We start from the raw sequence: 23,104 nt of genomic DNA, 5'->3' as shown, positions 1-23,104 counted from the left end.
AACACAGATAATAGCGCAGCGTGCCGATAGGCATAGACAGATATCTGCGTTTATCTGTGTGCATCTGTGGTTTCTTTATCTCCTATCTTGCGCTAACGCCTCAAGCAAAGCATCACCCATTGCACGGCAACCCACCGGCTTCATTCCTTCTGACATGATATCGCCGGTGCGATAACCGGCATCTAAAACTTCCAAGACTGCTTGCTCAATTTTATCTGCAGCAGCCGATTGATTTAAACCATAGCGAAGCATCATTGCCGCACTCAGAACTTGAGCAATGGGATTTGCTTTATCTTGACCGGCAATATCGGGTGCAGAACCATGAACCGGCTCAAATACTCCAGGGCCTGATGCGCCTAAACTAGCAGAAGGTAGCATTCCAATACTGCCAGTAAGCATCGCTGCAGCGTCGGAAAGAATATCACCAAAAAGGTTGCCGGTGACAATCGTATCAAACTGTTTTGGCCAGCGCAGCAACTGCATGGCGGCGTTGTCTACATAAAGATGAGATAACTCTACATCGGCATATTCTTTTGACAATTCAATGATGTGATCTCGCCATAATTGCGACACATCTAAAACATTAGCTTTATCAACTGAACATAGTTTACTGCCGCGCTTACGTGCAGTTTCAAAAGCCACTCGTCCAATGCGGTCAATTTCTGACTCGGTGTAAGCCATTGTATTGACGCCACGCTTTTCGCCGGTTTCTGTTTCAAAAATGCCTCTGGGTTTACCAAAGTAAATGCCGCCGGTGAGTTCTCGCACCACCATAATATCGACACCTTCAACCACTTCGCGCTTGAGAGATGAGGCGTCAATCAGTTGCGGTAAAATTTTTGCCGGTCGCAAATTGGCAAATAATTCTAAGCCGGCGCGAAGTCCTAATAATCCGGTTTCTGGCCGCTGGTGGCGGGGTAAATTATCCCACTTATAACCGCCAATTGCTGCTAGCAGTACCGCCTCACTGTTGCGGCAAATCTGCAATGTTTCGTCGGGGAGGGGACTGCCGGTGGTGTCAATTGCCGAACCGCCAACAAGGGCTTCTTGAAATTCAAAGCTGAGGTCGAGTTGTTGGCCAACCAGTTTAAGGACATCTACCGCGACTGCCATAATTTCAGGGCCAATGCCATCGCCGGGTAACAGAGTAATGCGGTAGTGCTGGGTCATAGTTCTACAGAAATTCTTGCAAGCTATTTATCATACCTGGGAAATGTCCCCAAAAGACAGTTGAATAGAAGAATATCTCAAGGAAATAAAACAATGGAGTTCCAAAGAATTCTGGTAGGAATTGACCGTTCCACTCAAGCAGATGCAGTTTTTCAGAAAGCGCTGCTGTTAGCAAAAAGAGAGCGAGCTTATTTAAAAGTGTTTCACTGCATACCTGTGCCACCCGTGCCAATTGCGTCCCGCATGGATCTTTATGGAGAGGGGTTAAACGGTGCCGCACAAAAACAACAGGAGAGGCTGCAACAAGAAGTTGCAGAAGTAGAAGCCTGGTTGCAGACTTATCTCCAGCAGGCGTTGGCGCTGGGAGTGCAAGCGCAATTAGAGTATCAACTGGGGGATGCTGGGTTTTGGATTCGTGAGATTGCTGTGAGTTGGGATGCGGATTTAGTCGTGATAGGCCGGCGCGGACGATCTAAACTGGCTGAGCTTGTGCTGGGAAGTGTGAGCAATTATGTGGTTCATCATACCCACTGTTCTGTGATGATTGTGCGCGGCACAGAAGTTGCCGGTTAAAAAAAAATACAATATCGCTGGCGAATAGAAGGGGACAGATGATGGCACAGAATACAGAATATGGAGACGTCGTTACAATTTCCGTAAACCTACTGACGAATGCTGTAGGTAGAGGCTAGGCTAGGCAAAACCAAGCCATCTCAACTGTCCAAACCTCTACAGCTATGGCAAAAGAACTAGCAATTGATACGCGCGGACTGACTAAGCAATTTGACCGGCACATTGCTGTCAACGATGTGGATCTACAAGTCGCAACGGGTGAAGTTTACGGATTGATTGGCCCGAATGGTGCGGGAAAAACAACGCTGATTCGGATGCTGGCAACCGCCGAAGAACCAACCACCGGCGAAATTTATCTCAGTGGTGAACGTTTACTCAGGGATCGGAATAACTCTACTCTGAAGCGTCGGCTTGGCTATTTACCAGATGATTTTCCGCTTTATGACGATTTAGTGGTCTGGGATTACCTCGACTATTTTGCACGGCTTTATCACCTCAAAGAACCCCATCGCAGTCAGCGCCTTTATGAAGTGTTGGAACTGGCGCAGTTAACGAATAAGCGCAACAGCCAAATATCAACGCTTTCCAGGGGGATGAAACAGCGCCTCAGCCTTGCCAGAACAATTATTCACGAACCGATTTTGTTGTTACTTGATGAGCCGGTTTCTGGTTTAGATCCGCTTGCACGGATGCAGTTTCGTGAAATTATTAAGACGTTGCGAGAAGCGGGGATGACAATTGTAATTTCATCTCATGTTCTGAGCGATTTGGCGGAACTTTGCACTTCTGTTGGCATCATGGAATTGGGTTATCTAGTAGAAAGTGCATCACTAGAAGAACTGTACAAGCGTCTCAGCCGGCAACAAATTTTGATGTCAACTTTGGGTAATTTAGATAGTTTACAGGCTGAACTGAAAAATCATCCTAAAGTTGAAGGGTGGGAAGTCGTCACCGGCACAACAAATTTGCGGGTTCATTTTTCAGGAAATCCTGAAGAAAGCGCCACCTTACTGAGATCCCTGGTGGAAGCCGGTGTTCCGCTTTCAGAATTTCACTGTACCCAAGAAGACTTAGAAACGATTTTCCTGAAGATGGGGCATCAACAAGCATCTTAATAATTTTAAAGCTTAGATTTCAAAAAATAATCTGAAGCTTTAGTGTGTCAATCTCCGCTCATATAATCGCTTTTTTTGGAGAAACTGATCATGAGAATTAACCAGTTAAACTGGCTAAACGAGGGAAACCCCCAAATATTTCGAGAACTCAAGGGCCGGCTTAAACCTCGCAATATTTTGATAGCAGTAGCACTATCCTTAGTCGGACAGCTACTCATTTTTATGTCTTTTGCAAGGCATATTCCGACGGAAAAATATCAGGCTCTTGAAAAATACTGCCGACTTCAGCCAACTTATCAACTTTATCAAAGAGAGTATTACCAAGTCCAACGCCAAATTTCACCTTATACTCAGGTCAAACCCAAACTCAGCCCGGAAAAAACACAGGAATTGCAAGCAAGATTCAAAGAGCTGCAACAACTAATAAACGATAACTGCCCAATTGATCAAATTAACTTCCAGCAGTGGTGGCTAGATCAATGGCCCCGCATATTCATTTGCTTGAGTATGTTTGCGTTCTTCATCCTGTTAGGGGTGGGCGCATATATGCTGATTGATGACTTAGCAAAAGAAGAACGTCGCGGCACCCTCAACTTTATCCGTCTTAGTCCCCAATCTTCTCGAAGCGTATTGATTGGCAAAATGCTGGGCGTGCCGGTTTTACTTTATCTTGCTGCACTTGTAGCCCTTCCGTTCCACTTATGGGCTGGGCTTTTTGCAAGCATTCCTGCCGGCGAAATATTCAGCTTCTACGCAGTTGTAATGGCTAGCTGTGCCTTTTTCTACAGCGCCGCACTGCTCTTTGGTTTGAGTAGCGCTTGGCTAGGCGGGTTTCAATCTTGGTTGGGTGCCGGCACAATTTTAATTTACTTAATGGCATTCAATTACAGAGGCATAGACCAGAGTCCGTTTGATTGGCTAAATCTGTTTAATCCTTCTTTTCTCCTAGCCTATCTCCTCGATCGAACGGGTTCAACTTATTTAGATCTTCCATTTTGTCACGGGCTGGTTCAAAACTTGGAATGGTTCTACTTACCCGTAGGTGCAACGGGTGTCGGCATGGGAATTTTCTTACTGCTCAATTACAGTTTATGGACTTACTGGGTCGGGCAATCACTCAGCCGACGCTTTCGCTCTGATCAAGCTACCATGCTCAGCAAAAAACAAAGTTACTTGGTAACAGCTTGCTTTACCCTTGTAACTTTAGGTTTTGCCCTGCAACCTCCCAGACAATGGCTCTCCTCACAGTTTGTCTCTAATCTCCATGCTCTGCTCATGTTGATGGGACTGCTGTTTATTTGTCTGATTGCAGCTTTATCACCTCAGCGACAAACTTTGCAAGATTGGGCGCGTTACTTCAAAGATCTCAAGCAGAAAGGGGAAGGCAAAATTAATCATTCAGGTTGGCAAGGTTTAATTTGGGGTGAAAAGAGTCCATCAGTTGTGGCGATCACAATTAATTTACTGATCACCGCCACACCAGTTGTTTGCTGGATTCTGCTTTGTCCTGTAGGTTCTGAACACAAAATGGAAGCCCTTTCAAGTGTTGCATTAACGGTGAGTTTCATCATTCTCTGTGCTTCTATTTTTCAACTCATGCTGTTGATGAAAACTCCGAAGCGGGCACTTTGGGCGGCAGGCGTAGCCGGCAGCGCAATTTTCTTGCCGCCGTTTATTTTAAGCGTGCTATCTGTGAATCCTGGATCGGATGGCGGAAGTTTGTGGTTGCTAACAGCTTTTTCGTGGGGTGCAGTTAAATATGCATCCGAAACGCTTGTTTTTCAAGTGCTTTTGGTTCAATGGACTTTCTTAGGCTTACTAAATTGGCAACTGACTAAGCAACTTCGCAAAGCCGGTGAATCTGCCTCAAAAGCGCTGCTAGTAGGAAAGAGTTAGAAGCCAATTATTGATCACTTGTCTGAGGGGTGGGAAACAATCATCCCACCCCATTTTTTAATTCAGGAAAACTACCATGATTTTAGCTTTAATTAATCGGTTGAGTGGCTGGAACCCTCAATTGTTTCGTGAACTCAAAGGCCAATTTAAACCACAAAATTTAGCGCATACCATTGCTACCTCTCTAATTTTTCAAGGAGGTTTAGTGTTGTTCTACAGGGAGAGGAATAACTGGCAGGAATGGTGGTTACATCTGTTTCAAGTTATGAGCTGGATTTTATTGTTAATCTTACTCGTTGGCGGAGTTGGGATGCTCATTGCTGACATGGCAAAAGAAGAACGCCGGGGTACGCTCAATTTTATTCGCCTAAGCCCTGAGTCAAGCGAAAGTATTTTAATCGGCAAAATGTTAGGAGTGCCGGCTTTAATCTATTTAGGAGTTGCTTTAGCTATCCCATTGCATTTAGTGTCTGCCCTTGGTGCCGGTGTTCCTTTGAGCTTTCTTTTCAGCTTTTATTTGCTAATCGGAGTTGCTTGCTGTTTCTTTTATAGTTTGGCGTTGCTTAATATTTTTGTAAAAGGATCACAAGCTTGGGATCAACCCCAAGCTTGGGCCGGCTGCGTCCTTACGGGGCTGTGTACAGTAATGTCTCTGGGCACCATGTTCTCCTATTTGCATTGGAGCAGTTTTTTCTATCAATCACCGATACACGAATGGCAATGGTTTCATTTGCCAATTGGTAGGAATGTTGCAACTGTTCACGGTTTTATCATCCTTAGCCTTTGTCTTTGGACTTACTTGATTTGGAACTCTTTAAATCGCCGCTTTCGCAGCCCCAATACCACGCTAATCAGCAAGCAGCAAAGTTATTGGTCGGTTGCTTGTTTAGAAATGTGGCTAGTCGGATTTTTCGTCATAGAAAGATCCACTTCTGGCAGCAATGAATTTAAAGGAGAGTTGCAAGTAATTCTTTTGGCGCTGATTTTTATCAATTTGATGTGGTTTCTATTTTTAATCGCGGCTTTATCACCCCACCGGCAGGCTTTGCAAGATTGGTCTCGCTACCGGCACAAGCAGAATACAGACGTGAGAAGTCAGAGTCCAGAAGAAGTTTTGAATTCTAATTTCAGGCTCCAGATGCCTTCTGTATGCCAAGATTTGATTTGGGGAGAAAAAAGTCCGGCAGTTGTGGCAATTGGCATCAACTTAGCGATCACGGCTGCTATTTATTTACCTTGGATTCTGATGTGGCCGGCTGATACCGGCAAATTCCGGGCGATTACAAGTTTTGTCCTGAGCTTAAGTTTAATCTTGATATATTCGCTAATCGCCCAACTCATGCTGTTGTTAAAAACTAAAAAACGGGCAATGCTCGCGTTTAATGCTGTCGCGTTTGCCATTTTAGCGCCACCACTTCTTTTAATCCTGCTGTCAATTGATCCTAAAGTGCAGAGCGTGGTGTGGCTGCTGTCTACCGGCGCTTGGCCAGCTTTACAATACGCATCTGCCATGTCCGTTTTTCTGGCCTTCCTCGGTCAGTTGACTGTTATATCCTTGTTAAGTCTGCAATTGACGCGACAGCTACGGAAAGCCGGTGAATCTGCTTCAAAACCCTTGCTAACTTCATCTCCTTCTTAACCAAACTCATCTTTATTCTTTTCCCAAACGTATCATCGCTTACATTAAGTAAAGCGACGATATGCCTCAGCCCTGGACTATTGGCGCTCGTTTTGTTCCAAAGGGTAAAGCGTGAAAGGAGACATCAACAACTGTTCTCCCTTCACGCTTCACTGAATATCAATATCAAAAATTGGTGTAAAATATTAATAGGCTTATTTAAATGGCTGTGAAGTTAGTGTAAAGATTGACAGAATCAAGTAAAGATATCGGTAAGCTTCCGATTTGATACAAGAGTGTAAAGCCACTATTCAAGCTGAGGCTGAGCGGATAAACACAGTGATAAATTCACTTTGCCGCATCGTTGCCGGCTGTTACCAAAGAGGTTTTGAATAGCAATTGTATAGCTTTTGCATCGTGCTACACAAGATTGCCAACCGCTTGCTTGACCCAGATACAGGCGGATTCCAAGGAATTCATTGACCGATTAAAACCCCTGATAGCAAGCAAAATAGATGCGTCGGCTCGTTGACAACACGAAAGAGACTTCAGTAAATCACCTCTTGACACATAATCCCAAACCTGTGGCGATCATCTCCCCTGCCGCTGTTACAAGCCTCCCAGTGGAGATTCTCTAAAATCCTGCCAGTTGTTGTGCCGGCAGAGTACAATGAGCGCATAGATAAAACTTTTGAACAAACGTGAACCAGCCCGAAAATCTAGCCGAACCCTTGCCTGTTATAGTGGATGCACTCGGTCGATATTTAGCCCTTTTCAAGCTAAACTGTCAGAGCAAGAGCGAAAAATAAGCACAGTTCGGAGGCAATGAAAATTGAAGAAAGAGACAGTTGATGACTGAATCCCTCTGAACCCTGTACGCGAGACTGATCAGTCACATTTAAATGGGGTAAGAGACTCGCATCAACCCCCCATTAGGTCTGAGAATGATTCACAAAGCATTTGAAAAGTTACCTCCTCAGGAGAAGTCACCTATGCTAAACCGCAAGATCTATCAACTCTGTTGCGATGGTCGTGAAATCTGTGTTTTCTTGCGGGATCAGCAACGTTGGATTGAACGCGCTCGTATCATTGACATTGAAGGGGATTTGGTAACGATGCGCTATGAAACCGACGAAGAAGACGAAGTCTGTTCATGGGAAGAGATGGTTCGCTTAGAAAGTATTGGTGCGATTACCCAGAAACTAGCTTCAGTCCCACGCGGCAACGTTGAACCCCTAGTTTCCGACGATTGTCCGGAAGCCGAACAAATTCGCAACCCTTCAGACTCCAATCAAGACTAAAAAGCCGAGAAGGGGAAACGGTGAACGGTGAAAGCAGGACTCGCCCTCGCCCCTGATCCTCTTCTTTTTTTCCTGCTAGCAAAACAGTTTCAGATTGACGTGGGAGACTATCGGCGTCGAACTGGAACTGTTGCTTTTTTATAGGGTTCGTCGAATTGCTAGGGCTTTAAAATAATATGATATACGTTTAATTAGGCATTGTTAATCAAAAATCGCCCTGTTTAACCAGCAGCAACCTAGTTAAATCTCAATCGTTTATTAACTTTTTTTGATTAAGCGAGCGTTTAAAAGAAAATTAAATAACTATTCCTCATCGTCATCCTCAGCTTGTGCCGGTGGGGGTGCTTGAATTGGCTCAAAAACAGGACAATAGCCATCGCTAGTCACCTTGAACCCAAAAAGCGGTGAAGCTTGGTTCCAACAGCGCTGTCCCCGGTAGTGCCGGCAGTTGCCGCAGCACTCAATGTCAACCGGCACATCGCGTTCGGTAGCCTGACTCAGCAACTCCCGCTGCGATAGCCCCCGCAATACCAATTCCTCACCCTGCCAGCGGGCCTCCACCAAACCCGTATCCGCAAAATGCGGCCAGCGTGGATCAGCGGCGATCGCCTCCGGGAAGGTAATCGTCACCACCGTCCCCTGTTCCGTCAGCTCCCCTTCATAGTGCGTATCCGCCACCTCTGGCTGCATAAACGTCTCCCCAATGGGAAGTTCCACAAGCGTGCCGGCAGCGGGCAAATGCAACTGGTAGCGGTTACGCAACTCATCCAAATTTGTCAGATCAGCCAAGTAATTTGGAGATCCGTGAACAAAAATGACGTGCTGGGGGCGCAAATTATGGATCAGCTGGGTCGTAGCAGGGCCATCACAGTGCTGAGCTAGTAAATACGTTTCGACCGTAATCGAGTTTGGGGGTTGGGGGTGCCAAGTCAGCGGTTGATGGTTAACGAGTGGCTGACCCGGATGTTCAGGCATTAATACCAACCAAGGGCCGGTGTCTGGTTGGCAGAACTCGCTCAAATCAGCAGTATCGTCGGTAATCACGATACAGGGAGACTTGCCGATGGAATTGCGCTGTTCTGGACTCAGCCGGCGCACACGCGGACGCACTCGCTCATCCCAAAACAAAGGTTGGTGTCGCGCAAAATTTTGTACCGATGTGGGTAACTGGGGCAAAAGCTCCAAATACGCATCACAGCCGGTGGCCACCGCACCATCCACCCAGATATCCATATCGCGCCCTGTGAAGTGATGGTGACTCCGCAGCAGCATCAGCATTTCTTGCCCTAAACCTAGTGCCGATGTCGGCAGCAGGACGCAGCGCCGCTGGGCAATTGCCTGATTAATTCGCTCCGCCAGCTGGTTTTCTTGGTTGCGCCGGTGAGGATAGCGAGCTGTGCCGTAACTGCCTTCTAAAATTAGTACATCCGGCCCTAACCCCCGTAATTCCTCTAAAGGCAACCCGTCCACTAACCGCGAGTTCGATAAAAAACAGTCGCCGGTATACAGCAATGAGTAAGTTCGCTGCGGCGCGGTGTAGGTGAGCAAAATTGCTGCGCCTCCGGGCAAATGGCCGGCAGGGTAGAGTTGAGCACCCAGTCCGGTGCGGAACTCTACTGGCGATCGCCAAGGCAGCGCCTGACAGAAGAATAGTTTTTCTGCCGGCTCCACATCTGGCCAATTTAGTGGCAATAGCTGAGTCGTTACCTCAGTGCCGTAAATCGGCAACTTTGGGTATGCCTGGTGGAGTGCGAGCAAACCCCTGGCATGATCGGGATGAGCGTGTGTACACAGCACCAAATCTGCCGGTAGCGGCAGGTTACGCTCCGACACCAAGGGTGAGATATCTTCTAATCCACAGTCGAGTAAGATGCGGTATGGACCCATCCGCACCAACAAGCAAACCCCTTCATCTGCATGACCAACCCCATAGGGTAAACATTCGAGTTCTATCACGTTCGCGACACCTCTCCCCTGGAGAACATTCAGTCTTCGGCAAACGTTCCAGCGCAGCTTCACCGGAGCCAAATCTAAGTTCTCGTTTGTAGATATGAAAGTCGATGGCAGCTCATGACAGAGCATTCTCAATCTGGCTGCTGCTTACACTGATGTTTTTGATGCTACCAAGGTTGGGGATCACTATAGAATTTTTTGCCAGCGCTAACTTGCTAGCTAAGGTGGAACTGGGGCGGAACAGCACACACTCTTGATACCGGCATTTCACCCATCTGGGCCGTATTAACAGTTTTACAAGTCTAGAAGCTTGCACTTAATTTACATCTATTTTCTTATAAAATATTTTTTAACATACGATATAAAAAGATATCTGTGTTTATGATTAAATCTTACCCAAGCAAGTTAAATGCATAAGTCTGCAAAAATTGTCATTCAGATACACCCGATCTACGACCACCGAAAAATCAGGTAATACTGTTGTCAGAATCTTTGCAAATTTGAACCAAAGAGCTAACAAGCCGACAGCGAGCAATTCATCATTGAATTGATTTTGGTGGCCTTCCTAAGTATTTATGCTGGGGGCCGGCTCTCAAGAAAAATCAAACGTCAGGAGCAACTGACAGCGGACAAAGGATAAAAAGTCATGTCTCTACATAAGTTTCAACAATTTTTTGACTGTTGCGTCGGCACATGGAAAACAGAACGCACCTACCACTACCTGACTCACCAGGAAGTAGAGCGCTCACGCACCGAATTTACCATCCAACCCCTAATTTTCGATCTCAAAGTCAAGGTGCTAGCGGATAACGGGCGCACACCGCCTTCCAATTTAGCTCAACTGCCGGGATACCATCTAGGTTTTCAGACCATATCTGAGAAGGGGGAACAAGTCTCTCAACAGCTGAATATGCTATTTGTGCCCACTGATAGCGATTCGCCGGTTTTACAAGGAGATTACTTGCGGGATAGAGCTTACGAAGAAGCCAAACCCATCGTGGCCCATTTTCGCTTCGACACCAAAACCCAAGAGCTGTTAATGACAACTCACTACACTCGAGTCGTCTCCGTCGATTCGATTACGCTAATCAACCCTGAGTTGAGAATCCGTAAGATTGTCAACTATCAACGACCCGCCGAAGGCAAGCCTTTGGAAAACGTTGTCTTAGTTGGCTTTGGCGTCGAACAGAAAGCTGTCTAGCAGTGAGTGGTTATCGCACCTCAAAGGTCATCCTGTGAAATGCCTTTGAGGTGTGTTTTCGCTGTTTATGCCGGCACTGCTTACGCCTACGATTCTGAGAAGATGGCAAGTTTTTACCGGCCAGTCTGATTAAAATTTACAATTCTTCATGATCCCCGTTAGTGCAGCATTGTATAAATAATTTGCAAAGATGTAAAAAACTCAAAGAATCAAACTCCTGCAAGCTAAAGCTTCCTTAACCGGCTAGGGCCGAAAGGCGAGAAATTTTGTTAAGTTTATTTACATTTTTCAAATATTTTTCTGAGTAGAGTTTGTTTATACCCAGGAGATAGTTTTAATGACTTTTGAATCGACTTCCTAATTAAGCAGCGGCTTCTTTCAACACACACCCCCTGCCAAAGTAGCGATGTAACAATAATTCGTAAAGTTGTCGCATCAAAAATCAGAAATCATGCTATCCTAACTACCTTTAAATTAGGCAACTTTAGACAAACATTTTGCTTGGCAAGGTTTTTAGCAATTAAAAAAGTTAGGAGAAACCCAGATGGTAAAAGCAGCTTCAGCCGTTGAATTTGGACTTCAGTCATTTTCAGTGAAATCTATCAAATGCTGGAGTAATAGCAGGTCAAATTAAACGTAAAATATTAGATCCCTACCCAAACCCCGACCTGATGAAAAACTATTCTCTATCCCCGTTACAAGGCGGTTAGAGGGTTAGGTTTTTAGTGGATTTTATAGATGTTGCTCTACTGAATTCAAAACTTTGTATGAGCGGGTTTAATCAAAATGCCGGTAAGAAAATCCAAATAGTCGGTAAACCCGCCTCTACAAAATTTAAAATTCTGGACAAAAGCGACATTGGGTGTTAAAAACACAAACTCTCCCCTCTGTTTATCTGTTTCTTCGAGGTGCTTTTCCATGTTGGGTATAACAACGACCGGCATGATCGGCGCGGCTGGCTGCGACAACCGCACCGTGCTCATAGAGGTGAAGGGGTTTTGAAAGTTAAATTCCAAACAGGGTTGGGTTGCAGAGGGTGGGTTAAAGTCTTGCTCTTTTAATTGCTGAATTCGAGGTATTTATATATGTTGGGTACGACAACCACAGGGATTTCGGCTTTAAGTGACTATAACAACCGCGTTGTGTTTATAGAGGTGAAGGGGGGCGCGGATCACGACATGATGCGAACCAGCCACTATACACTAAAAGTTCCTTACAGCCGGCTGTCTCAGACCATCCAGCGAATCAGCCGCATGGGGGGTCATATTGCTAGTGTCAAGCTGGAATCATCTCTTCAAGTCGTTGAGCCGGCTGCATATTCCGCTCAGCCAATGGTAGAAGAGGCACCCAGCAGCCTAGCAGAAGCCCCCTCTGAACATCTGGAGGAGGCATCGGCACCAACATCAGAGGCAACTCCAGAACCAGAGGCAGTGATAGACATTGCTGATGAGCCGGCTGCTCAACACGAAGAACCGCCAGAGATCGATGCCAATGTAACGGCTGAATCTGATACAACTGTAGAACCGGAGGCAGTGGCAGAAATCGTAGATGAACCGGCTGCTCAACACGAAGAACTGCCAGAGATTGATGCCAGTGTAACGGCTGAATCTCAAACAACTGCGGAACCAGAGGCAGTGGCAGAAATCGTAGATGAACCGGCTGCTCAACATGAAGAAGTGCCAGAGATTGATGCCGGTGTAACGGCTGAATCTCAAACAACTCCAGAGGCAGTGGCAGAAATCTTAGATGAGTCGGCTGCTCAACACGAAAAAATGCCAGAGATTGATGCCAGTGTAACGACTGAATCTGAAATAGTCCCAGAAGCAGCAGTTGCCCCACAATCCGAACCAGAAGTGCAGGTGGCTCAAATAGAGGAGCCGGCGAAACAGCCACCCGACGAGCAAGTTCTGTCTCCAGAAATTATCCCTAACCTTGAGATCCCATCTGAACCCGCATCATCAGATGCCGGTGTAGCCGAACCTAAAACCACAGCTGCTAAGACAACAAAAGGCAAAACTGGCACCCAAACCACCAAAGGCAAAAAAACCACCAAAACCACTAAAAGCAAAAAAACTTCTCAAAGCAGCCGGAGCAAAAAAGGGCGAAAATCAGCGTCCAATGACTCCTAAGCTATCTCAGCACAGCCGTCATCATCGCGCCTCTAGCCAATCTTGCCCGGTGCTGACGGTTGATCCTCAAATGCAGCAACACAAGCGATCAGGAACCAGCGTGAACCTGTGAGCGAAAAGGTTGACCCAATTTGGAGGTGGCCACAGACAAGCTGGCTGCACATAACTTGTCTGAGTCACAACCAAATAGCCGATAGGCGTTAAGAAAATGATGAAACGCTTTTCCCTTGGACTGCCAGAAATTCCCGCAAACGAAGCAAGTTGAAAGTTTGGCCTAAATTGAGTGGCAGCAAAGAGATCCCTTCGAGACGGGACTGCACCCAACCATCGCCCCAATACCACTCGTGAAATCCGTCAATTCCCTGACTTAATAACAGACGCAGACAGTTAGGTTCCGCAACATCTACCAGGTGTTGAATTACCACCGGCCCTATGGAACTGGTAAACGTCAAACCAGAATGAAACTGTTCGGGCAGTCCTGGGGTAAAACGTTGGGGCCACAACCACTGCTGTAGCAAAGCAGGACGGAGCAGACTATCCCCAATAGTCGATGCCGGTGCTTCCACCTCAATTCGCAAGTGGGTTTGTTGAAAAGTCCCTAGCATAAAGAATTTGCGCTTTTTAGAGTCATCCTTCCAGTTTGACACTCTCCGCGCTGATAGCGCAGCGTGGTGTTAAGCTGATATGCATTTAATTTTTTACTTCGATTTGGGAGGAGAGCGTAAGAAAGAGAGAGGGAGAGAGGAATAAAAGATTTGGAATTGTCTCTAGAAAATGCGAATTAAATGTATTTTAGCTTAGCCATAGGGATGGAAATTGTTAAGAGATTTCCCTCTCAAAGGTTGAGTCAGCACCGCCCTAAACTTTCTGATTAACTTATCCTGCTTGCTTATATGTTTCCTAAAAATATTCTGGCCGGCATTTGTGGTATCGGCGTTGACGATTGAACCTTTAGCTCTACGCGACAGTCCGAGGTTGATACCTTTGCCGCTGATATTCATATTTGCCAGGATTTCCGAGGTTGATACCTTTGCCGCTGATATTCATATTTGCCAAGATTGCCGCTCTTCCACACAGGCCAACACTTTCCATCATAAAAAATCTTATTTTTAAGGGAAAAATCCCTAAAATTTCTAATTTTCACGTTTCACTTATTACCGTTCCCCTCTCCTTCCACTTCCCATCAAACCAACCTTTAAAATAAAGAAAGCGGGAATTGTTAAGAAACGTTAGGATTTCTCATGGCTGATCAGTTAATTCGAGCAACAGCAGCTGAGGGTGGCATTCGGGCGGTTGGAGTGATCACCACGCGCCTTGTAGAAGAAGCAAGGCAGCGGCATAAACTTTCCTACGTTGCCACAGCTGCCTTAGGGCGGACTATGTCATCTGGGCTTTTGCTCGCCTCCAACATGAAACGTGCCGAGTCCAGAGTGAATATTCGCATTATCGGCAGTGGGCCTTTAGGTGGGATTCTTGTAGATGCCGGCTTAGATGGCACAGTGCGCGGTTACGTCGATAATCCTGAAGTCGAACTGCCCCCCAATAGCAAGGGTAAGCTCGATGTGGGTGGGGCTGTGGGCAGCGACGGTTACCTCTACGTCGTCCGTGATGTGGGATACGGCTACCCTTACTCCAGTACCGTCGAACTTGTTTCAGGTGAAATTGGAGAGGATGTGGCTCATTACCTGATGACTTCCGAACAAACACCTTCTGCCTTAGTGGTCGGGGTATTTGTAGGGGCGCAGGGCGTTACCGCATCGGGAGGGATTTTATTGCAAGTGCTGCCGAAGGCTGCATCAGACGAAGCACTCGTTCAAACCTTGGAATCTCGCATCGCATCCCTGACAGGATTTACCCCCCTGTTGCAAGCCGGTAAGACACTGGCAGAAATTTTTGAGCAGTTGCTAGGAGACATGGGACTGCAAATTCTGCCAGAAATTCAAATGGTACGATTTCACTGTAGCTGTTCTCCGGATCGCTTTCTGGGAGCGTTGAAAATATTGGGTGAAGCCGAGCTGCTAGACATGATAGAAAAGGATGATGGCGCTGAAGCAACTTGCCATTTCTGTGGTGAAGTTTACCAAGCGAGTCGTGACGAACTAGCCCAGCTGATTGGCGACCTCAAAGCCGGCTCCTAATTTCAACTAGGGCAAAAACGAATCAAAAGCAACGTGCGAATTGGGCAAAAGAAATTGAAGAGTCTGGACGATTTACGTTTGCGCCCTAGAAAAAAGAGAAGATAAAAGACTTTCACCCTTGATTCTTCTACGTTTGGCGGGCAAACTTTAATTCCGCCCAGGCTACTTCACCCTTCATCCAGGCACTGTTATTTGAAATAAAATTTGGCTTTTGGTGAGTTGAGAGATACGATAGCAACGACTGCTTGTTTGCAGTAGCCAAGACCGCTGCTTTACTGTTGGTGTGGGATATGACTAGAGATCGCAAAGGTCGAGACCGGCGGCGTGTCGCTAGGTCTTCAAAGCCAGTTGAGGACAACCAATTTCGTGTGTTTCCAGCTTTACCTAGCACGAGCGCCGGGGAGCCGGTGCGTCAGCCCACTCCAGAATGGGAGGCGAGTAATGGTGTGCGAGCGGCACCCCTACAACCCAACGGATTAGGGGCTAAAGCGGATTCTGAGACGCGCCGATCTAAGCGCTCGCGAAACGCCTTAAAAAATACTTTCAAGCCCTCTCAGGGGCTGCAAAATCTGCTAAATAGCTGGCTGTTTTGGTGCGTGACAGCAGCTATCGTGTTTGGCGGAAGCGGATTTATGGCAATCGCCCTGTTGTTGCGGCTGCCGGCACTCCCCAACTGCCCAGCTATCTTTTGGCCAACTGCTTCAGCGAGCTTACGCATTTATTGCGCTCAACTGGCAGCGAACAAAGAAACTGTCGATGACTTGCTATCGGCGATCGAGCTGGTTAATGACCTGCCAAACGATCACCCAATGCGCGAGGAAATCAACCGCAACATCGAACAGTGGTCGCAGCAGGTTCTGGATTTGTGTGACAACACCTTCCAAGCCGGCAAGCTGGATCAAGCCATCGAAATGGCCCGCAAAGTTCCTTCAAACGTGCCGGCCTACCGATTAGTAGAGGAGCGGATTGATCGCTGGAAGGCTACTTGGGCGGAAGCCGAAGAAATTTATAAAAAAGCTGAAGCCGAACTGCGTAAGCAAAACTGGCCACAGGCATTTCGGGAAGCTGTACGTCTGTTGGATGTGGGCAATAACTACTGGGCAACCACCAAGTATGAAGAACTCACGCTGCTGATGAAGTCGGCGCGAGAAGATGGCAATAAGCTCGGCAAAGCTTACAACAGCGCCGAGCAAGGCGGGTTAGAGAACTTGCTACAGGCGATTAAACTCGCACAGTCCATTGACCCAAAAAGTCATGTTTATCGGGACGCCCAGGAGGCTCTCAGAAAATTTAGCAGCAAGCTGATGGATTTGGCTGAGGAGACCCTAGAAAAGCGCGATTTGCAAGCGGCAATCTCCATCGTGCGCCAAATTCCTGAGAGCGTAAATCTCAAGGACGAAGTTCAAGACTTTATTGATCTAGCAAGGGCAGAAGCCCAAAGTTGGCCAGACACTGTTGAAGGGATCGAATCGGCTATTACCGCAGCCCAAAAGATTAACCGCAAACGCCCTCTTTATAGCAAAGCCCAGCGATTGATCAGCCAGTGGCAGCAAAGCCTTGAAGGTCTGGCCTATTTAGAGCGAGCGCGTGCACTGGCTAAAGGTGGCGTGATTAGTGACTTAAAAGAGGCCATCTCTCAAGCGCAGCTCGTCTCCAGCTCTAAACCGCGCTGGGACGAAGCTCAAGCCGAAATAAAACGCTGGAGAGGCCAAATAGAGACTCAGGAAGACCGGCCCTATTTGGACAAGGCTGAGATGTTAGCCAGATCCGGAAGTGTTAGCGCTCTGCAAGCGGCAATTAATCAGGCCAATATGATTGGCGGAGGACGGGCGCTTTACGAGGAAGCTCAGAACAAAATTCAGGGTTGGAATCGAGAGATACAAACTCAGGAAGACCGGCCTGCCCTCGAAATGGCCATGCAACTGGCCCGCTCTGGTAACACCGGCTCACTGCAAGCGGCGATTAATGAAGCCCGTAAGATTAGCAGCGGACGGGCGCTTTACGAGGAAGCTCAGGATAAAATTCAGGAGTGGAAATGGCAACAACAGCAGCAGGAAGATCAGCCCTACCTCGACCGAGCGCGGCAGATGGCAGATATGGGCCGGCTGTCTGACGCAATTGCGGCTGCAGAAAGAATTCAACCAGGACGTGCTCTGTATGAGAGTGCTCAAGAGGCAATCAAAACCTGGCGAGATGAAATTCGTGCCAAGCAAGATATTGAGGATGCCTATCGCTACGCAAATTCGGGCAATCCAGAAACTCTGGCGTCTGCGATTCGTACAGCTAATCAAGTGTCAGATTCTAGCTTGTTACGGGCGGAGGCAGATGGGCTGATCGAGCAATGGAGCCAGCAAATCTTGGCCATTGCCAGAGAACGGGCAGCATCTGACTTACCTGGCGCGATTGAAATTGCCCAGAAGATCCCTTCCTATGCCGGGGCGTTTTCGGCGGCTCAACGACAGATAGAGAGTTGGCAACAACAGTTAAATCCCGCGCCGGCTCCTTCCGCCGTAGCCCCCGCGCCGGTTCCTTCAGCAGCCCCCGCCCCTCCACCTCCCGCCGCTCCCTAGCACAGAAAGCGGTGTTTTCTCTGGCTAAAGTGTGCCGGCATCAACCACAGTTGGATGCCGGCATCTTTTTATTTCCAATTTAAGATTCGGAGAAACTGTTAGAATTTATAAGCAGATTCGCTTTTATGTAGGGGCGAATCTATTAAAAATTAATCGTAATTCAGTGGATGTGATCTTGTTTTATGGCTTCAGTTACCCTGGAAGAAATCTCGCATTTCCGCTCTAAATTAGCCACTTATCCTGATATCTTGAAAGCCCTTGAGGTCATTGAAGATTGTGATGGAGATTTGGAAGATGCCGCCCTTGTACTGGCGATTGAGGTTGGACAGCAACCTGACAGTGCAGTTTGGTTAGATGGGTTTGCCAAGCGATATCGTCCCGCGCTGTGTGAGCAAGCACTAAGAGAGAATTTGTTAAATGGAGAATTAGCGGCTGTTGTTGAATATTTGACAGAAAATCAGATTTTACCCGTGATATTAGTTGCGCCGGTTCTAATGTATATAACCAAGCAAGGTGTGAATGATTTTTGCGAGCCTCTAGAGTTAAAACTGTAAAAAGCTAACACGGATCATTCATCCGGATTTATGCCCATTTTCCTCAATCTAGCCACCAAGCGGTTAGCCCTTTGTCGCTCTTTATTTGTCAGCAACAGATTGCCTTGTGAACTCCACCAGTGGAGCCAAGGCAATTCCATATTTTGATAATATCCTTGCCAAATTCCTAACTCTACGCTGGGGGGAGGAAGTGAAACGGAGGGTGATTAACCCAAGCAACATCTAATTAAAATTAGAGTTATTGAAAATGATTTGAAATTTTTGATAAATCTAAAATGCCTACTCACTAATGAGCAAAGCTAGCAACTAGCCATTAACCATTAATGATTAACTCTTTTCAATTTGTCGAACGGCTGTAAGTGCCGAATAACTGACACCGGCAGTTCCTTCCCCTGGATGTGTTGAATCTCCCACTAGCCAAAGATGCTTCACCGGCGTTCGAGTTGCAAACCCAAATGGGCCAAAAGTCGGCACTCGCTGACCAATTCCGCCAACAACGCCGCGATCACGCCCTGTAAACCGCTCAAAGCTGCGGGGCGTCGCAGCTTCTTGATACACAATGGTTGTCGGTTTCAGGTTGAAATAGGAGGAAAGACGTACGATTGCTTCCTCTGTGTAACGTTGTTTTAACGCTTCATAATCTTCACAATTGAACCAAATTCGTGTATCCGTAAACGAAGATGCCGTAATCGTGGCATAACCTGCCGGCGCACGTCCATCGCCTGGATGACTGACTGAGACAAATAAAGAATTATTCTCCCCAATTTCGCCCTCATAATCGTAGAGAAATTGCAAGTGTGGAGGACATTCAGAAGGAATTGCGCTATCTTTTACGCCTAAATACACCACAAACGCACCCGATGCCGGTGGCAGTTTTTCCACGCGGTTGCGGTAGCCTGGGATGTTAACTGCCGGCATTCGGTGTTCTTTATTCTCTACTTGCCCTTTCTCAGATTGCAACAATTTCACTAGATTTTGCACCGGCACATTTGCGACAATCAGATCAGCGGGTTCTGTCCAAACTTCCCCTGTTTTTTGATTGCGAATCACAACACCTGAAACGCCTGAATTTTCAACATTAATTTTTTCAACCGTGTGGCGCATCAAAAGCTTGCCGCCGTACTTTTCCAGCGCTTCCACCAAGCAATCGCTTAACACCTGCATACTGCCTTTCAGGTGATACAAGCCTTGAGGTTCTTGAGAAACGCTTAAAGCGGTTGCCGCATAAAGTAATGCAGTTTCTTCTGCATCGACTTGGGAATAAAGCTTAAGTTGTAAATCTAAAAATGTTCTGAGGCGCAGATTATCCGCTAATCCATAAAAGCGCAGTGCATCCCCCACCGTCCATAACGTAAAGGGAACGGTGATCAACGTATCCAGACGCACTGCTTTGGCTAGCTGCCACAAATCCCAGAGGTTACGAGGAGGCAAAACCGGCTCACGGGCTTGAAATGCCCAGCTAGCGCGGAATAACGTCGCAAATAGCTGCCATAAGGGTTCGCTGCCGGGAAACTGCCGGTTGCGTTCCGCTTTCCATCTTTCTGGATCGCGCCAAACCTTAATTGGTTCGGGTTCCCCTGGTAAAAATACTGCACAAGCCGGATCGCAGGGGATTGCCGCCGGCACTTCAACCTCTAATTCTGAAAAAATGCGGTGATGAACGCCACCCGGTTCTAAACCGGCAACCTGAGTCGCCCCCACATCAAACGTAAAGCCTCGCCGCTTAAAGGTGGAAGCGCATCCGCCCGGTACAATCGCTTGGTCTAAAATCAGCACTGAATAGCCTCGCTTGGCTAGTAGTGCACCGGCTGTCAAACCCCCAATGCCGGCACCGACGATGATCACACGGGATTTGCTGAACGTTGCGCGGGCGCTTCCCATAAACGAATACTTTACATTTCTTAATACAATTATTCATAATTTTAGATCATTTGTTTTAAATAGGCGATGCAATGCGCGGCTTTCCGCATCCAGATGCAACGATAAATGACCTCGATATAAGATTTTTCCTCTCTAGCGAGTGATATGCAGCATGAAACAAAAAAAATGATGTTGGGTCATTTACAGAAGGATTGCGGTTTGTTCTCCCCTAAATCACAGCCTTTCCCACCGGGCTAATGCAAAAATGGCATGATAAGTTGATAAGGTTGCCGGCTTAACCGACAACAGCCGTAAATAATTATTAAGATATGAGTAGGAATCACTAAGCCTGCCCTACTTGAGAATCACTAAGCCAAAGTAATTCATGACTTCAACCCTACTCAAGTCTTCTGTTGTCCCTCGTCTCAACGCCCCCACGCTGCACCAGATGCCTAACGGGTTGACGATCATTGCAGAACAAATACCCGTTGATGCAGTTAACCTCAGCTTATGGGTTAACGTTGGCTCTGCCGTTGAGTCAAATGCGATTAATGGCATGGCCCATTTTTTAGAACACATGGTGTTTAAGGGCACTCAAAAGCTGCAAAGCGGTGAATTTGAGCGCCGGATCGAGGAAAGAGGCGCTGTCACTAACGCCGCAACCAGCCAAGATTACACCCACTTTTACATCACCAGCGCACCCCAAGATTTTGCCGAACTGGCACCGCTGCAAATGGATGTGGCGATCAACCCCAGCATTCCAGATGAGGCGTTTGAGCGAGAGCGATTTGTGGTGCTTGAAGAAATTCGCCGATCAGAAGATAATCCTCGCCGGCGCACGTATTACCGCTCAATGGAAACGGCATTTGAGGTGCTGCCTTACCGGCGTCCTGTGTTAGGGCCTGCATCTGTGATCGAACAGCTCAAACCCCAGCAAATGCGTGATTTTCATCGCAGCCACTATCAACCTTCAGCCATGACGGCGGTAGCAGTGGGCAATCTGCCGGTGGAAGAATTAATTGAGATTGTGGGAGCCGGCTTTACAGAAGCATTCAGCCAGCGTGACGGTGAAATTAAGACTCAAAACTCAGAATCAATTCTCCCTTCAGAAGAACCGGCTTTTACAAATATCGTCCGTCAAGAGTTTATAGATGAAAGCCTACAGCAAGCACGGTTAGTGATGGTTTGGCGGGTGCCAGGACTTGACCGGCTGCAGGAAACTTACGGGCTAGATGTATTGGCAACAATTTTAGGACATGGACGCACATCGCGGCTGGTTCAAGAATTGCGCGAAGAACGGGCATTGGTTTCTCATATTTCTGCCAGCAATATGACTCACCGGCTGCAAGGGTTGTTTTATATTTCAGCCCAGTTGCCGGTGGAAAATTTAGAGCCGGTGGAAGCAGCGATCGCGGAGCACATCCGCAAATTGCAAACCGAATTAACCACAGAGGCAGAAATCGCTCGCGTTCGTACCCAAGTGGCGAATCGGTTTATTTTTGGGAATGAAACGCCTAGCGATCGCGCCGGCTTGTATGGCTACTACCGTTCTATGGTGGGAGAACTCGCGCCGGCACTCACTTATCCCTCCCGAATTCAAGCCCTTGATGCAGCGGATTTGCAACAGACAGCACAGCGTTACTTATCCCCAGATGCATACGGCGTTGTGGTACTGCGACCGACTGTTTAGGGGAATGGGGGATGGGGCATGGGAAGAGTATTTTCTGTTATTTATTCACTCTGCCCCTAGTGTTCTTGTTAACCAAGCCTTGCCCCATGCCCCACTAGGGCACCTGCCAAATTTTTATGCTTAAGTCATTGCTGCCACTGGCAAGGGTTCGCCCGTCCGGGCTGAAGGCAACCGCAAACACGGTTTTTGTATGATCACTTAAGGTACGCAGCAGCCTTCCGTTTCGCAAATTCCACAACTTCACGGTTGTGTCATCACTGCCACTCGCTAAGGTGCGGCCATCGGGGCTGATTGCGAGCGCATGAACAGCAAAGCTATGACCTGTAAGGGTATTCAGCAGTCTGCGCTCATTGACATCCCACAGTTTGATTGTTTTATCAAAGCTTCCACTCGCTAAAGTGCGGCTATCGGGACTGAAGACAACGGAACTCACCCAGTCGGAATGGCCGGTGAAGGTGTCTAGCAGGCTGCCGGTTCCTACGTCCCACAACTTCACGCTTTTGTCAATACTGCCACTGGCGAGCGTTCTGCCATCAGGACTAAAGGCAACACTATTAACGCCATCTGTGTGTCCAGATAAGGTGCGGATGTAGCCGCCAGTTTGGAGGTTCCACAGGATGATGGTGTTGTCCCAACTGCCGCTGGCAACAATCTGGCCATTGGGGCTAATGGCGACGGATTCGACCGACGCGGTATGCCGGAACAGTGTGTGGCGCAATTGGCCGGTTTTTAAATTCCAGAGGTTGACAGTTGTATCGTCACTGCCGCTGGCAAGGATTTCTCCATCAGGACTGGTGGCAACGGAATTGACATCCCCTAAATGCACGGAAAGGGTGTAACGCAATTCGCCGGTGTTGGCGTTCCACAGCTTGATGGTGTCCTCAATGCTGGCGCTGGCGACAACTTGCCCATCCGGGCTGAAGGCAACGCCAAACACTGCAAAGGCTTTGTCTCCAAAGGTTCGGAGTAATGGGGTGTTTTGTGCGGTGATTGGGGTGGCGTCCCGGATGGTTGCCGGCGCGGATATGGATTTGAGTGTGGGGGCGAGAGTGGTGATCGCGGTTGCTGCGGTTGCTAAGGCGATGACACGATTCCAGGACGTTTGCTTTAAAGTCATGAGTTGATTAGCCCAGAGAAGTAGCAGAAATCTCTATATATCTTCTAACGAGGAAGCTGTTTGACAAGAGCATTATGGGAAATGTGAGGGATGAAATAGTGCTTTCCCGCCACCCTAAACGCCCAGAACACCCTTCCTGCTCAAGCAAACCCAGTTCTACATTTTATACTTTAGATTTTAGATGTAAGGGTAGAAAATTCTAGAAAAATATTGAATTTC

17 protein-coding genes are annotated in these 23,104 nt (G+C 47.4%); 12 read left to right on the top strand and 5 right to left on the bottom strand.

Annotation, left to right across the window (positions count from 1 at the left end):
• Positions 1-75: 75 nt before the first annotated feature.
• On the bottom strand, positions 76-1,170 hold the full coding sequence (gene leuB / locus H6F56_RS17660; RefSeq protein ID WP_190670751.1) for a 3-isopropylmalate dehydrogenase: 1,095 nt from the start codon (positions 1,168-1,170) through the stop codon (positions 76-78).
• 93 nt (positions 1,171-1,263) lie between these two features.
• Here leuB and H6F56_RS17655 point away from each other — a divergent pair, with 93 nt between their 5' ends.
• The 5 genes from H6F56_RS17655 (at position 1,264) to H6F56_RS17635 (ending at position 7,673) form a co-directional block, all read left to right on the top strand.
• A complete protein-coding gene (locus H6F56_RS17655) occupies positions 1,264-1,743 on the top strand; it encodes a universal stress protein (RefSeq protein WP_190670749.1) in 480 nt (159 codons plus the stop codon).
• Between the two features lie 164 nt (positions 1,744-1,907).
• Positions 1,908-2,858: an ABC transporter ATP-binding protein gene (locus H6F56_RS17650; RefSeq protein ID WP_190670748.1), complete on the top strand. Its 951-nt coding sequence runs from the start codon at positions 1,908-1,910 to the stop codon at positions 2,856-2,858.
• A gap of 90 nt (positions 2,859-2,948) precedes the next feature.
• Positions 2,949-4,754, top strand: a complete 1,806-nt coding sequence (locus H6F56_RS17645) for an ABC transporter permease subunit (RefSeq protein WP_190670747.1) — start codon at positions 2,949-2,951, stop codon at positions 4,752-4,754.
• A gap of 76 nt (positions 4,755-4,830) precedes the next feature.
• Positions 4,831-6,393, top strand: coding sequence for a hypothetical protein (locus tag H6F56_RS17640; RefSeq protein WP_190670746.1), 1,563 nt, complete (start codon positions 4,831-4,833; stop codon positions 6,391-6,393).
• Positions 6,394-7,364: 971 nt separating this feature from the next.
• Positions 7,365-7,673, top strand: coding sequence for a DUF6679 family protein (locus tag H6F56_RS17635; RefSeq protein WP_190670745.1), 309 nt, complete (start codon positions 7,365-7,367; stop codon positions 7,671-7,673).
• Between the two features lie 303 nt (positions 7,674-7,976).
• Here H6F56_RS17635 and H6F56_RS17630 read toward each other — a convergent pair whose 3' ends face one another.
• A complete protein-coding gene (locus H6F56_RS17630) occupies positions 7,977-9,626 on the bottom strand; it encodes an MBL fold metallo-hydrolase (RefSeq protein ID WP_309236566.1) in 1,650 nt (549 codons plus the stop codon).
• Positions 9,627-10,272: 646 nt separating this feature from the next.
• Here H6F56_RS17630 and H6F56_RS17625 point away from each other — a divergent pair.
• The 3 genes from H6F56_RS17625 to H6F56_RS26930 all read left to right on the top strand — a co-directional run bounded on the left by H6F56_RS17625 (position 10,273) and on the right by H6F56_RS26930 (position 13,068).
• Positions 10,273-10,827, top strand: coding sequence for a phycobiliprotein lyase (locus tag H6F56_RS17625; RefSeq protein ID WP_190670743.1), 555 nt, complete (start codon positions 10,273-10,275; stop codon positions 10,825-10,827).
• A 1,085-nt stretch (positions 10,828-11,912) separates the two neighbouring features.
• The gene (locus H6F56_RS17620; RefSeq protein ID WP_190670742.1) at positions 11,913-12,956 is read left to right on the top strand and encodes a phycobilisome linker polypeptide; all 1,044 of its coding nucleotides are present in this window, start codon (positions 11,913-11,915) and stop codon (positions 12,954-12,956) included.
• A complete protein-coding gene (locus H6F56_RS26930) occupies positions 12,946-13,068 on the top strand; it encodes a hypothetical protein (RefSeq protein WP_255513738.1) in 123 nt (40 codons plus the stop codon). Before H6F56_RS17620 ends, H6F56_RS26930 begins: the two co-directional genes overlap by 11 nt.
• A gap of 88 nt (positions 13,069-13,156) precedes the next feature.
• On the opposite strand, the gene H6F56_RS17615 is transcribed toward H6F56_RS26930, so the two are convergent.
• Positions 13,157-13,561 (bottom strand): hypothetical protein, encoded by a 405-nt coding sequence (locus H6F56_RS17615; RefSeq protein WP_190670740.1) that lies wholly within the window; start codon positions 13,559-13,561, stop codon positions 13,157-13,159.
• A 636-nt stretch (positions 13,562-14,197) separates the two neighbouring features.
• On the opposite strand from H6F56_RS17615, the gene hslO reads away from it, so the two are divergent.
• From hslO to H6F56_RS17600, 3 genes are all read left to right on the top strand, one after another.
• The gene (hslO, locus tag H6F56_RS17610; RefSeq protein WP_190670739.1) at positions 14,198-15,094 is read left to right on the top strand and encodes an Hsp33 family molecular chaperone HslO; all 897 of its coding nucleotides are present in this window, start codon (positions 14,198-14,200) and stop codon (positions 15,092-15,094) included.
• 290 nt (positions 15,095-15,384) lie between these two features.
• Complete coding sequence (locus H6F56_RS17605) at positions 15,385-17,664, top strand: chromosome segregation ATPase (RefSeq protein WP_190670738.1); 2,280 nt, start codon at positions 15,385-15,387, stop codon at positions 17,662-17,664.
• A 182-nt stretch (positions 17,665-17,846) separates the two neighbouring features.
• Entirely contained in the window at positions 17,847-18,218 is a 372-nt protein-coding gene (locus H6F56_RS17600; RefSeq protein ID WP_190670737.1) for a hypothetical protein, read from the top strand.
• A gap of 327 nt (positions 18,219-18,545) precedes the next feature.
• Here H6F56_RS17600 and crtD read toward each other — a convergent pair whose 3' ends face one another.
• Positions 18,546-20,099, bottom strand: a complete 1,554-nt coding sequence (gene crtD / locus H6F56_RS17595) for a C-3',4' desaturase CrtD (RefSeq protein ID WP_190670736.1) — start codon at positions 20,097-20,099, stop codon at positions 18,546-18,548.
• Between the two features lie 364 nt (positions 20,100-20,463).
• Here crtD and H6F56_RS17590 point away from each other — a divergent pair, with 364 nt between their 5' ends.
• Positions 20,464-21,768 (top strand): M16 family metallopeptidase, encoded by a 1,305-nt coding sequence (locus H6F56_RS17590; RefSeq protein ID WP_190670735.1) that lies wholly within the window; start codon positions 20,464-20,466, stop codon positions 21,766-21,768.
• A gap of 94 nt (positions 21,769-21,862) precedes the next feature.
• On the opposite strand, the gene H6F56_RS17585 is transcribed toward H6F56_RS17590, so the two are convergent.
• Entirely contained in the window at positions 21,863-22,885 is a 1,023-nt protein-coding gene (locus tag H6F56_RS17585) for a WD40 repeat domain-containing protein (RefSeq protein ID WP_199313003.1), read from the bottom strand.
• Between the last annotated feature and the right edge of the window lie 219 nt (positions 22,886-23,104).

This window comes from Microcoleus sp. FACHB-672, from assembly GCF_014695725.1.
In the GTDB taxonomy this organism is placed as follows: Bacteria; Cyanobacteriota; Cyanobacteriia; order Cyanobacteriales; family Oscillatoriaceae; genus FACHB-68.
This window is presented reverse-complemented; position numbering and strand designations above follow the sequence as displayed.